Source organism: Arthrobacter sp. AL12 (assembly GCF_029960645.1).
GTDB lineage: Bacteria > Actinomycetota > Actinomycetes > Actinomycetales > Micrococcaceae > Arthrobacter.
This window is the reverse complement of sequence record NZ_JASBQY010000017.1, coordinates 79938-92422: the sequence shown is the minus strand read 5'-3', so window position 1 is coordinate 92422 and position 12485 is coordinate 79938. Positions and strand designations below refer to the sequence as shown.

The 12485-nt window shown below is 61.1% G+C and carries 12 protein-coding genes and 1 pseudogene; 7 read left to right on the top strand and 6 right to left on the bottom strand.

Features of this window, described 5'->3' with window-relative positions; translation table 11 throughout:
- The first annotated feature begins 700 nt into the window (after nt 1-700).
- Complete coding sequence (locus QK291_RS16080; RefSeq protein ID WP_282383672.1) at nt 701-1069, top strand: hypothetical protein; 369 nt, start codon at nt 701-703, stop codon at nt 1067-1069.
- Between the two features lie 207 nt (nt 1070-1276).
- On the opposite strand, the gene QK291_RS16075 is transcribed toward QK291_RS16080, so the two are convergent.
- Nucleotides 1277-1615 (bottom strand): hypothetical protein, encoded by a 339-nt coding sequence (locus QK291_RS16075; RefSeq protein WP_282383670.1) that lies wholly within the window; start codon nt 1613-1615, stop codon nt 1277-1279.
- 1235 nt (nt 1616-2850) lie between these two features.
- Here QK291_RS16075 and QK291_RS16070 point away from each other — a divergent pair.
- Nucleotides 2851-3145 (top strand): annotated as a pseudogene (locus QK291_RS16070) (IS21 family transposase); the annotation flags it as partial.
- 327 nt (nt 3146-3472) lie between these two features.
- Here QK291_RS16070 and QK291_RS16065 read toward each other — a convergent pair.
- The 3 genes from QK291_RS16065 to QK291_RS16055 all read right to left on the bottom strand — a co-directional run bounded on the left by QK291_RS16065 (nt 3473) and on the right by QK291_RS16055 (nt 6382).
- The gene (locus QK291_RS16065; protein WP_282383668.1) at nt 3473-4267 is read right to left on the bottom strand and encodes a hypothetical protein; all 795 of its coding nucleotides are present in this window, start codon (nt 4265-4267) and stop codon (nt 3473-3475) included.
- Nucleotides 4264-4848 (bottom strand): sigma-70 family RNA polymerase sigma factor, encoded by a 585-nt coding sequence (locus tag QK291_RS16060; protein ID WP_282383667.1) that lies wholly within the window; start codon nt 4846-4848, stop codon nt 4264-4266. Before QK291_RS16060 ends, QK291_RS16065 begins: the two co-directional genes overlap by 4 nt.
- Before the next feature lie 286 nt (nt 4849-5134).
- Nucleotides 5135-6382, bottom strand: coding sequence for an IS256 family transposase (locus tag QK291_RS16055; RefSeq protein WP_282383666.1), 1248 nt, complete (start codon nt 6380-6382; stop codon nt 5135-5137).
- Between the two features lie 176 nt (nt 6383-6558).
- Between QK291_RS16055 and QK291_RS16050 the strand changes: the two genes are divergently transcribed.
- Nucleotides 6559-6882: a hypothetical protein gene (locus tag QK291_RS16050; RefSeq protein ID WP_282383665.1), complete on the top strand. Its 324-nt coding sequence runs from the start codon at nt 6559-6561 to the stop codon at nt 6880-6882.
- A gap of 118 nt (nt 6883-7000) precedes the next feature.
- Here the strand turns inward: QK291_RS16050 and QK291_RS16045 are convergent, their stop codons facing one another.
- Complete coding sequence (locus tag QK291_RS16045) at nt 7001-7240, bottom strand: hypothetical protein (protein WP_282383663.1); 240 nt, start codon at nt 7238-7240, stop codon at nt 7001-7003.
- A gap of 234 nt (nt 7241-7474) precedes the next feature.
- Here QK291_RS16045 and QK291_RS16040 point away from each other — a divergent pair, with 234 nt between their 5' ends.
- The 3 genes from QK291_RS16040 (at nt 7475) to QK291_RS16030 (ending at nt 9839) form a co-directional block, all read left to right on the top strand.
- Nucleotides 7475-7891, top strand: a complete 417-nt coding sequence (locus QK291_RS16040) for a hypothetical protein (protein WP_282383661.1) — start codon at nt 7475-7477, stop codon at nt 7889-7891.
- Between the two features lie 891 nt (nt 7892-8782).
- On the top strand, nt 8783-9193 hold the full coding sequence (locus tag QK291_RS16035) for a hypothetical protein (RefSeq protein ID WP_282383660.1): 411 nt from the start codon (nt 8783-8785) through the stop codon (nt 9191-9193).
- A 94-nt stretch (nt 9194-9287) separates the two neighbouring features.
- Complete coding sequence (locus QK291_RS16030) at nt 9288-9839, top strand: GNAT family protein (RefSeq protein ID WP_282383659.1); 552 nt, start codon at nt 9288-9290, stop codon at nt 9837-9839.
- Between the two features lie 84 nt (nt 9840-9923).
- On the opposite strand, the gene QK291_RS16025 is transcribed toward QK291_RS16030, so the two are convergent.
- A complete protein-coding gene (locus QK291_RS16025; RefSeq protein ID WP_282383657.1) occupies nt 9924-10427 on the bottom strand; it encodes a GrpB family protein in 504 nt (167 codons plus the stop codon).
- Nucleotides 10428-10809: 382 nt separating this feature from the next.
- Between QK291_RS16025 and QK291_RS16020 the strand changes: the two genes are divergently transcribed.
- Nucleotides 10810-12483 carry a DDE-type integrase/transposase/recombinase gene (locus QK291_RS16020; RefSeq protein ID WP_282383656.1) on the top strand — a complete coding sequence of 558 codons (1674 nt, stop codon included), beginning with the start codon at nt 10810-10812 and terminating at the stop codon, nt 12481-12483.
- The last annotated feature ends 2 nt before the right edge of the window (nt 12484-12485 follow it).

The following is a 12485-nucleotide window of genomic DNA, read 5'->3' as shown; positions in this document are numbered from 1 at the left end:
CGGGAGCAACACGCCCGGGTCCGGGCCGTTACACCACGCTAATGGGCACTACCGCGGGCGATTAGAGCGTCCGGTGAACCACCGGCTTACGGGCGTTGTCCGCCCCCACCGGCAGGCCGAAGGACCCTTTGGTCACCAAGTGAATAATGGTTGGACCCCCGCCATTTGTGTCAACAGCTTGATACACACAGCCTCGGCTGAAGCATCCGTGGCGGCGGCCGGAGGAGAACGTTGAAGGGGGCAGAAATTGGATGGCCCGATCAGTAGAGTGACTGCATGGATGAAACGCCGCCATTCCGTTCACCGCGATGGTGGCCTTGGGCCGTCGCGATCCTCCTCGTGATCACCCTGAACATAGCGTTGCTGGGGTATAAACGGGGCGAGTGCGTTGGCTACACAATCGAGTCTGGCGCTACGAGCATGTGTACTAGCGGCCCCGCGCTCAGCATGGATGGCACGTGGATTTTCGCGGTGGTGAGCGTGGCCGCCCTCGTCTACTTCGCGTTGCGCCTCGTGCATGTAGTTAGAGCCCGCAGGGACTAACCGGACCCGGACAAGGTAACGAAGGCGCTGAAATATACAAGACAGCTGGCCTGCGAGGGAGCCGCGCGGTGGAGGATCCCATTGCGGGCAGTCGAACCAGCAGCAAGAGTAGGCCGTGGCCAGGTGAAATGATGTGGCTGACACAAGGGAGAACACGATGAACGTTACCGTCCATGCACCGTTGCCCAACGCGATCTTTCTCGTGCTGGGATCTCAGGAAGCGACGCTTCCAGATGTCACCGCAGATGGTCTCGTGTGGGCGAGCGAAGACGCTCTTATCATTGGTGGGACTAACGACATGGACGGCGACACCACAATTCACGTGTCTGGGCAGGAGCCCGCACAGGAACTCATCCCACTCGCCCCGCAGGTGATCAGATGCTCGGCGGGCGAATTGACCCTGGAAACTGTATATGGGGACAAGGTTTCGCAATATGAGGTTCCAGCTGGCACAGCAAGAATCGGCATTTGGGTGGATGATCTTCGGGAACCGGGCATTGTCCACCTGCAGGTAATCAGCACCTAGATCCCCGACCAGCCAGTCCGCAACGCCTGGCTCCCTGTAAGACGTGATTCGTTGTCCATTGTGGCCATGAGGAGTGTGACCTCATACCGTCCCCGCTAGCCGGTGGATCAGGGGATGCTCCAGCGCCCGGTGAAGGATCCCTGGACGGACACGTTCGTCAACCTGCCTTCGCTTTTGCGGCTGCAACTCGCGTTACGCCGGCTCGATTCAGGGCTGTGGTATCAGAAAGTGCGCGACGACTGTCAGGATCAGGACCACCGGCACGACGAAGACGGCGCTTCGGGCCAAACCATCCGTCCAGCCCTTTGCTCTGGGGAGAAGAACGATGCCGACGATGAGTGCTGCGAGTAGTACGAAGAGGATGCCGGCGCTAATCAGCGAAGCTCGAACAGGCAACAAATGCGGAGGACACATCGCCGAAAAGCTGACCGCACATCCCCAGCTAGGCAGGATTGGCTGCGCCATCCAAAGGATCAACAAGCCGACAAGGAACAAGCAAACCGCGGCTAGGGGTGAACGCGTCGTGAAGCGTGTTTCGGTGGCCATGACGCAAGACTATCGATCAGACAATCCCCGGCGCTGGGTCGACTTCGACACGGGTCAGAAGATCAGACCTGGGCCTCCTGGTGCCCGGTAAAGGATCGGCTTACGGGCAGTGCTACACCCAACATGCCGTGCGAAAAGACGTATTGTGGTCGCATGTCCGTCCTCGTGGAAGTCATCGCGGCTATAGTTCAGGGCGTTCTCGAAGCCGTAGGTGATCTTCTCTTGCACCGTAACTCAGGCGATCATCAGGACGAAGAGTGATCTAAATCAGCTTGGTGCAGCCCCAGGTTCCCATCAGAACCCTGAATGCGACAGCGACATCTCACTGCAGGTGAGTATGTCAACCTGATTCAGGCCCACCGTGACGGCTCGATCCAGGACCACTTGCCGTTGCAGGAACCTCGACCGGATCGAACAAGCTGGCCCTCGGGCACCTTGTTTCCAAACTGTTCAGGAATGATCAGCTCATGGGATTGTCATCTTGAACGGGCCGGCAACTCGCAGTCAAACAACATACAAAAATCCACCTTGCCTTTGCTCCCCATCGAGCGGTCTTCGCTATTAGGCTTTGAACACTGGGGTCAGCTTGGCTGGGGCACTACATTGTCGTTGTGATCAGGTAACCCATGGAAGGAACGTCATCAAAACCATCCGGGGGATCAAGCGACTCCTAACCGAATTGCCTCAACCCGCGAGGACCTTCTATTGGTGCTTCTACGCGATGTTCCTTGTGACCTTCGTTCTCCTGGCAGTAACCCGGATGAACTGGATGGGCATCGGGATTAGTGGAGCGGGCCTTTTCCTATTCCTGTTCGGACTGTACGTCTTCCGCGACATCAACGAAACTGCGAGCACCTGGTCAAGAATCTACAAGGAAAGTCGCGGGATTAGGCCAGGGAGCTTTACATTTGCGGACGCTTCGACGATAAGAGCCATGGGATTCATGCACATGCTCGGAGGGCTATTATTCGTCGCAGTAGGGATTGGTTTTGCCTCTTCGTAGACCGAACCTTCTACGGAACATTGTCACCTCCGAACGAGCCTTAAGACGTATGAAACCCTTGGCATTGGTTCTGGAAACGCACTTCCATGGCTGTGACAGGTTTGGATGGCCCCGGTAGGACGGTTATTTCTGGCCCCACTTCGTGACTCGCCGGGCACTTGTGACGGTTATTCGTGGCCCCACCTTCAAGGTTGGATCCATCAGTGGATGGACGCGGCGGAGGGTGGATCAGGTGGAGTCGAGAGTGGATTTGTTCGCGCGGATCAGGCGGGACGCCCGGGTCGAGGGCTTTTCTGTTCGTGCGCTTGCGGCCCGGCACGGCGTCCATCGAAGGACGGTCCGGCAGGCTCTTGAATCGGCTACCCCTCCGGAACGCAAACCGAGGCAGGGCGTGTCGTGGCGGCTGGAGCCTTCAAGGCTGCGATCGATGCCATGCTGACCGAGGATACGACGGCGCCGAGAAAGCAGCGCCACACCGCCAGATACCGGCCCGGCTCATTGACGAGCACGGCGCGCAGCAACTCTCGTCAGGCGGGAATCACCGCCGCGCTGGAAGTAGGGGCTGTCAGCGCCGACGTCGTCGCGGTCGAAGTGGCGTGCCTGCGGGCTTCATGGCAGCGTCCCGCTCCTTGGAACTGAGACGGTCCCGCGGCCGTCCCCGTTCTGGATCATGCCTCAATGCTGGGCCGCCACCGGCAGCTACACCGTTCAATCGCAGCTTGAAATGGCGGTTTTGCCGTTCCGTTTGCGGAACGTTGAGCGGACACATTTTGGGGAGCGACCGTCCGCATGGTTCACCAGGTCGGCCAGCAGCGCTGCGAGCCGGTAGTTGGTGACGTCCTCCATCGCCAAACCTATTCGGCGATTAGGTCGCCCTCGGGTAGCGTTTCTGCGATGCTGCCTGGCTTGTGGGCGCCGATGAGAGGCCAAACAACATCTTCTCCACTGAATTGCATGATCAGACCCTGTGGATTTGCCGGAAGGTACAGCGTCTGCCCGGCGGGGACTCCGGCAGCCCGACTGGCTGCCGTTACGTCAATGTCGGCCCTCGGCTGTCCCGCCGGAGCCGGGACGAGATAGGCGACCACGACAGCGCCTGAAGGGAACGCCTTGTCATAAAATGAGGGGTCTGGATGGCCCGGGTTGCGCAACTCCACATAAATGCGGCCGTCGTTCCCGTCGACCAGTTCACCTCTGGCCGCCGTGACGTGGGTCAGAACCAGGACTACCGATCTTGACCCATCCGCCGGGTAGTTTCCCGCCAAGGCCAGAGACCGGCCTTCCCTGAAACCCGCAACAGTGCCTGAGACCACTAGTTCACTGAGCTCGGCAAGCTGATTCGGCAATCGAACGGGGTCATAGTCGTAGGAGAGGCCGTTGAAAGCCTCCAGCGTGTCATCGATTTTGTAGGGTCCGCCTGGGTGGCTTGGCTGCGCAGTTGTTGTTGCAGGGCCGGCTACAACGTCGCCTTTGGGCAAGCTGATGACGGTCCCGGCCGTAAATCCCATAGCCAGCACGGCGGTCACTGCTACCGCCGCGATTTTTGAGCGGCGCTGGCTTCGGCGGTGTTCCTGGATGCCGGCAACAGTTGCCGCGTGCATCCTCTCGAGGTCGGCCTGCGCAGGCCACGTCGGGATCTCGGTGTTCATTTCGGTGCCTCTGTTCCTTGAGATGGAAGGTGACGGCGGAGACCGGCTTTCAGCCGTGACAACCGGTTACGTACTGCCCCGTGAGTGATTCCCAACTCCTTGGCAGCATCCTCGTAGCTGACCTCCTTGACGAGGCAGAGCCGGTAGATGCACCGGTCTATGTCGGACATCCGCGCCACGTAGAGATCGATCATGTGAACCATTTCCGACTCGATGGCTAATTCTTCGGGGGAAGGACCGTCCGAGGGCCGTTCCCGTGCCACTTCCATGCCGCGGCGATCGAGTGAATGATCCTTCCGGAGCATGGAGCGACACTCGATCCTGCAGACTCCCAACAGCCAAGGCAGCAGCGAACAGCCTTCGATTTTGATCCGTCCGGCCTTCCTCCACAGAACCAGAAACGTCGCCTGCGCAGCGTCTTCGGCTGATTGGGACGAACGCAGCATGCTGCGCGCCATCCAGGCCACCGGCCGCACGTACCGGCTATACAACACGTCAAACGCGACCTGATCCCGTTGCCCCACGCGTTCAAGCAACGCCAGGTCATCAAATCCTTGCAGCTCCTCAGCCGAATCAGCCACCGTCCCCCCTCCCGTACGAGCTTTCATCTATATACGTCCCCACAGAACAAAACGTCTCAAACAAGTGAGAATAGGGGCAGGAAACTCGATAGCTTGCAGGAAAGATGAAGTGACGAAGGTTCCACGGGGATCAATCGTCCCGTATCCCGCTAGATCTGTTTGGGGAACCCTGAAGGGCACACTTTTTCAGCTGTAATGTCGCTTTCTGACTCTCCCCTGCGGGGATGCAGGCTACGTCCCGCTGAGTGGTGGAGTTTTCTCGACACCGTGCAGGTCAGTTAGTTGATTATGCTGCCGTGAGTTCAGGGAGCAAAATCGCCTCCTCTATCGGCGTGGCGGGTGTGGTGTTCATGGCCGTGAGTTCGGCCATGGAGGCCTCGGAGAGGTAGCGGCGGTCGCCGGCTTCCCATTCGTCATGTTGCTCGACCAGGACCGCGCCGGCGAGCCGGAGAAGGGCAGCCGGGTTGGGGAAGACCCCGACGACGTCAGTGCGTCTCTTGATCTCCTTGTTGACACGTTCCATGGGATTCGTGGACCAGATCTGACGCCAGTGCCTGGCCGGGAACCCGGTGAACGCGAGCACGTCGTCCCGGGCGTCGCCGAGCATCGCAGCGACCTTCGGGTGGGATTTGAGAAGCATCCGGGTGACCTCGTCGAACTGGGTGTTCACGTGTCCGGCATCGGGCTGGGCGAAGGCGGTGCGGATGATCGAGGCGACCATGTCCTGGGATCCCTTCGGCACGGTCGAGAGCACATTGCGCATGAAATGCACCCGGCAGCGCTGCCATGCCGCGCCCTGGAACACCGTGCCGATGGCTTTCTTCAGGCCGCTGTGGGCGTCGGAGATCACTAGTTTCACGCCGTCCAGTCCGCGGGCCTTCAAGGACCGCAGGAACGCGGTCCAGAATCCCTCGTTCTCGCTGTCGCCGACGTCGAAGCCCAGGACTTCCCGCCGCCCGTCCGCCGCCACGCCGAAGGCGACCACGACTGCCTGGGACACGACGCGGTGCCCGACGCGGGCCTTGCAGTAGGTCGCGTCCAGGAAAACGTACGGGTAGTCCATGGCCGAAAGGTTCCGGTCCCGGAACGCACCGACTTCGTGGTCCAGGTCCTCGCAGATCCGGGAAACTTCGGACTTGGAAATCCCGGTCTCGGCCCCGAGGGCCTTGACCAGATCATCGACCTTGCGGGTGGAGACCCCGTGCAGGTAGGCCTCCATCACCACAGCGTAGAGGGCCTGGTCCACGCGGCGGCGGCGTTCGAGCAGGGCCGGGAAAAACGACCCGTTCCTCAGCTTCGGGATCTTCAGGTTCAGGTCCCCGGCGGTCGTCGTCAACGTCCTGGGCCGGGACCCGTTGCGCTGGGTGGTCCGCGCCTCGGAGCGTTCGAACGGGGCGGCGCCGATGAACGCGGTCGCCTCGGCCTCGATGAGCTGCTGGTACAAGGTTTCGGTAGCGGCACGGATCCGATCGGAGACATCGGTGAGTTTCAGTTGGCCAAGGAGGTCAAGCAGGGCAGACTGGTCTAGAGCCATCGTGTGTTTGTGTCCTTTGTGAGTTCTTTGATCGGTTCTCACTGACCATCGCACGATGGCTCACTACGTCACCGGAGCAACGCGCAACTGCGGAGATCTACACCACTCCACGGGACGTAACCGGGATGCACACGTCTCTGAGGGTTGTTGGCGTGGCGGCAGCCTATATTTATGGCATGGACGTCAGCGGACCCCACCGGAGAGTGGGTCGTTTTGGCAAATGGATCACCGCTCCCGAGGGCTGGATGGGCGCCGAATCTCAGCAACTTTCACCGTTGACGCTCTTGCTTGTGCTCGTAGGCCCTGGTTTTTTGGCGTTCGCCTTCGTGCAGGCTCTTTTCGGACTTTGGGCGGGCATCGCATCATTCTTGATCCTTGAACTTGGCGTGCTCGCGCTGGTTCGGCGTGACTATGCTCGAAAGAAAGCCGAAGAGGAAGGCCCCAGAGCCGACACTCCAGACGGCGATGCCCGCAAAGATCAGGAAACCGATCCAGAGTAAAGCTGTCTTCAGCGAACGATGGCCCCCGCGATTTCAGACCGTCCCCATGGGGGATCCCCTTGAGGACAGGGGCCTCCGACGGTAGGGCCGGCAATTGGACGCTAGAGAAACTGCTGCATCAGGCTGCTTCTTCGGAATTCGACTGCGCATTGCGCCTCCCTGCTTGCTGGCGTTGAGCGGCGCGAAGCAGTGGAAGGGTCACCAGAATCAACACGACCAACGGAACGCCGTAAGTAATCCACTCAGACCAGCCAGTAGCTAGCCGGATTAGAGTGCCCAGAAGCGAGATCGTCAGGAGGCCGAGCACCCCAACAAGCTTGAACCTTCTTAGAAGCGGACCCTCAGAGGCATTTGCCATGGCGTCAATCTAACCGGGGCTCTTGCAAAACGGAATGCCTATTGCTTGACGTCCGGCAAGGGATCCCTAAGCGCGCGGGTTGCACTCTTGCCCGTGCCCCACCCGGATAATTGAGTCATGCAGCGTGCGAGGGTTCATGTGATGGGGGCTAGCGGTAGCGGAACGACCACGCTCGGTCGGGCTCTGGCTGGCTATTGGTCGGTTCCTCACGCGGACGCCGATGACTATTTTTGGGTGCCCACCGTCCCGCCTTACCTCGAGAAGCGTCCTGAGAACGCTCGGCGGGCTCTGATGCGCGACGTGTTCGTTCCTCGGGAGGGCTGGGTCCTGTCCGGGTCGATGATGGGCTGGGGCGAGAGCATCGTTGCAGAGTGCGGTGCCGTGGTCTTCTTGACGCTCGACTCCCGTGAGCGGCTACGACGCCTCGAAGCCCGCGAGGTGAACCGCCGGGCTGGCCAAGACTTCGACAAAGCGGCCTGGTCCGAATTCCTGAATTGGGCAAAAGGCTACGACGATCCGGCATTCGACGGCAGAAGCCGTGCCGCTCACGAAGCATGGCTTGACCAACTAGACCTGCCGGTTCTACGCCTCGACAGCGAGATGTCGGTAGTTGAACTCCGCGACGCCGTCCTGAATTGGGAGCCTTCATAGGTCGCGGAAAGCTCACCCGGCCGGCAGAGGATCCTTCAACGGACGGTTGAGCGTACCGGCGCATCGTTTGAGTCGACGGGGTATCTATATCTCCAAGATGTGTTTGGCGAGCCACTTAGGCTGGCTGATGAAGGGTGAATGGCTCGAATTTACACTGACAGCTTTGGTACATCGGGCAGCCATTCGTTCTTGAAGGACTGGGCTAAGCGCTCTGTCCTGTTCACAGCGAACATAGGTGCTGTCGGTGGTTTGCCAAGCAATGCGGCCGGGTACACCGCGACCATGACCAGGTCGTTGAGGTACCAGGAGCGAGGTGGCCCAGGCACTATCGGTGGCGGAGCAATCTGCATACAAAACCTCGTGAGCCCATTCCGGCTCAATGCTGGTGGACCCGTCGTCGTTATGCCGGACGGCGTCGTTGACCAGTGCTGATGGACCACCCAACATGGCCCCGCTCTCACCGGCTGCCGGAACGAAAGCCGCAACGTACACGAGATGCCGGACCCGCTCCAGGCCAGTGATGACTGATCCGCCGTAAGAATGCCCGAGGACAACTGGCGGTACCAAATACCCGTCGACGGTCTCTTGCACTACTGCAGTGTCCGCACCTAGGGAACCCCTATGCAGACGAGGAACATGGACGCTGGCGCCTAGGCGGCGCAAATTGGCCGCCAACGGATCGAAGTGGGCCGGCTGGTGCCACAAGCCATGGACGAGCACGACATCAGTCTGCTGATTCATCCAGTAAGCCTACGTTCAGGGACAAAACTTACGGTGACCAGGCGACCGCAAGAGTCGGCAGTACAACTGACAGCCAAAATTCTCCGCCCGTAAGCCGACCGGCCTGCGGGCAGCCGGTTCAGTGCGGATGCGGGGCCTTATCCTCAGTTGATGGAGCGTTTTGAGAAACGGTTGATACCGGTTCGCCAGGGGAATGTCAGCCCAACCGGGTCGTGGCTTTATGTGTGGGTTGATACTGCTGACGGGGCGATCGCATACGTCGGTGCCACCGGCTTTGACCCTGAGCTGCGAGCACACTTGCATCTGACGAGTGAAAACCCCGACCATGGGCGAGTGCGCGCATCGGTTCCGCGCTTTCAAGAGCGGGACTTTGACGTTCTTGCGTTCAAGCTTCCTGAGAACATATCGCGCTCCGAGGCAAAGGCAGCTCTAGTCGGGCAGCTTGCCGAGGGTGATCATAAGGCCGCCAAAAATACAGATGCCGGTCTGCTCGCCGGCGTTATCGGCCCGATCATCGGTGCGTTGGAAAGCCATCGTAGCCAGCTGCAGGCGTCCCGGTAGGTTCGGAAGCAGGCTGAGTGTGGAAACGGCCTCTCTTGGGCAGGACCGGGTGAATCTTCAGTAGCGAGACGATGACCATGGTGATAATCAAGGTATGACTGAGCGCTTACCGTCCTGGCCGGCTACACCACCGACCTACGGTTCAGTCGTCTTGCGCGAGTTCGCCGACGACGACGTACACCTCGCCCTCGAGTTCGGGGAGGACCCTTACATCCCGCTCATTGGCAGCCCTCCCTCGCTCCCCACGGCACAGCAGGCTCAGGAGTGGATCTACCGGCAGCGCGGCCGGCTCGCCGAAGGAAAAGGGCTATCCTTCGCCATCGCCGATGCCGAGTCCGACAACGCTGTCGGTGCCATCGGACTGTGGCTTCAGGACATGTCGGCCGGACGTGCGACGGTTGGCTACTCGGTTGCCCCCGCGCACCGAGGCCGTGGAATCGCAAGCAGCGCGTTGAAGGCACTCACTGCCTTCGCTTGGACCATCCCCACTCTGCACCGGATCGAGCTGTACATCGAGCCGTGGAACAGTAGCTCAAGCCGCGTTGCCGAAGCGTCTGGCTTCCAACTGGAGGGCCGGCTCCGTAGCCATCAGGAAATTGGTGGCACCCGGCGAGACATGCTGCTCTACGCGACAACGCGACCCTGACCGCTTGCTCCATGCCGACGCAGTGCCCGCGAGGGGATCCCTCAGCGTGCAAATTCTCCGTGCCGGACCTGGCGCTGGGCGTCGTCAGGGCATTCGAGTGGCCCGCGTTAGAAGGCGCGCGACGATGGGGTATTTGGCGGCCGTGTAGTCACTCCATCCCGAAGCTGCCTCGGCTGCAGTCTTCTTGGCCTCAAGGTATTCGGCGCGGGCCGCCGGATCTGCTCTGAGCAGGTCCCGGAACGCGATGCGTGCAGACCATTCAGTGCCTTCGAATGCGACGACGTGCACCACGGATTCCCGATGGCGGCGGCTTGGCCACGCGAGCCAGTAATGGCCGGGCTTCATCCCCTCGAGGTCGAACCCCGCCATTTTCAGCGCCCGGGCTGCACTTTGAACGTTCGAAACCTTGACCCCAACGATCACGTCTATGACATCTTTCGCCGGCAGGTCGGGCACGGAAGTCGAACCAATGTGTTCGCAGTGGGCTTCGGGGAGCACTTCGAGGATCGCCGCGGCGAACCGGGCATAGTGGTCCGCCCATTCCTCGAATCTGCTCGCCACAAGTGTCACCGGCTGTTCGTCGTCCATCCGTCCGATTCTGGTCCCGATGGTGTCTGCACTCTCTGAAGCCACGCCGCTGCCGCCTTGGGTGGGCCCGATAGGCCCTCCACGGCGTCGCCACAGTTGAGAGCGGAGGGCAGTGGATCGGGAACCTTAGCTCGCGAGTCTCGGAAAGGCAGGCAGCAGACACCGCCCGTAAGCCGGTCCTCCACCGGTTGCACACGCCGCTGATCTGCATTGTCGTTTTCAGAAGTCGTCTGCACCACTTCATGCGGAAGTATGGCCCCGGTGCACAGGACTGTTGACATCCGTTTGTCAGAAGTAATCTGCACTGCCGGCATTTCCATCAGAAGCCGCCTGCACTAGCCTGAATCATGGTCAAGAGTCGTCTGCACCGTCCGCGCTCGTCATGACATCGAATGACCCGCAGATCCTGGAGCGGGGTCTGTTGGGCATGTCGGATGAGGCTTGGGAGCGCCTGCGCCAGCAGGACGAGGTCATCGCCCCTTTGGCGGCGATGGCCACGGTCACCCACGGGGCGGCGGACAGCGCGGCCGAAGAATTGGGATTGTCGCGACGGCAGGTCTACACCCTCATCGGAAGGCGTCGAAAGGGCGCCGGCCTGCTGACGGACCTGGCCCCGGGCCGCTCCGCCGGTGGCCGGGGAGGCAGGCGCCTGCCGGAGCCTGTGGAAGCCGTGATCCGGGAAGTCATCCGGAAGGCTTACCTAACGAAGCAAAAGCCGTCCCTCGCGGTCGTGCACCGCCAAATTGTGCGCGAATGCAAGACGCAGGGGTTGACCGCGCCGGCAAGGAATACTGTCGCCCTCCGGATCGAGGCGCTGCATCCCGTGGAAGTCAGGCGCAGGCGTGAGGGCAGCGACGCCGCCCGGTCCTTGCAGTCGGCCGGCGGGAAGGTGCCGGAGACCGTGGCCCCGTTGGACCAGGTCCAGATCGATCACACCGTGATTGACCTGATTGTCGTCGATGACAGGGACCGGCAGCCCATCGGCCGGCCCTACCTGACGGTTGCTATCGATAATTACAGCCGGTGCATTCTGGGAATGGTCGTGACCCTGGAGGCGCCGTCTGCGGTGTCGGTGGGCTTGTGCATCGCGCATATGACCTGCGACAAGCGGCCCTGGCTGGAATGCCTGGGCGTGGACGCGGCCTGGCCAATGAGCGGTAAGCCCAAGGCGTTGTTCCTGGACAACGCTTCGGAATTCAAGAGCGAGGCGTTGCGCCGCGGTTGCGAACAGCACGGCATCAAACTCAGTTACCGGCCACTCGGGCGACCGCACTACGGCGGCATCGTGGAGCGCATCATCGGCACGGTGATGCAGCGGGTCCATGAACTGCCCGGGACGACTTTCTCGAACCCGGGACAGCGGGGCGGTTACGATGCGGACAAAAGGTCCGCCCTGACCTTGACGGAGCTGGAACGCTGGCTGGCCTTAGCGGTCGCCGGCTACCACGGCAGCATCCACGGATCCCTGAACCAGACACCCGCCGGGCGCTGGGACGAGGGCGTGAGAGAGTTCGGTGCGCAGCCTGTCGTTGCACACCCCGCCGCGTTTCTCGTGGATTTCCTGCCGGTCATCCGGCGCCGAATCACCCGCACCGGTTTTGTCATCGACCACGTCCACTACTTCGCGAACGTGCTCAAACCCTGGATCGCACGGCGGGACCGGGAGGAAAAATTCATCATCCGGCGGGACCCGCGGGACATCAGCAGGGTTTGGGTGCTGGAACCGGAAGGAACGGCCTATGTGGAAGTCCCATACCGAACCGTTTCCCACCCCGCGGTCACCTTGTGGGAACACCGGCAGGCACTGGCGCGGCTCCGCCAGCAGGGACACGACCAGGTCAACGAGGAAGCACTGTTCCGCATGATCGATCAGATGCGCGAGATCACCGCCACGGCCCAACGGACAACCCGCAGAACACGCCGGGACCTGCAACGGAGGCGCCACCTCCAGGCCTCCGGAGCCGTGAAGAACCCGACGGCTCCACCTGATGAAATGCTCCCGCCCACGAATGACGAGGCGGCAGCCCGTCCTTTTGACGAGGTCGAGCAGTGGTGAAC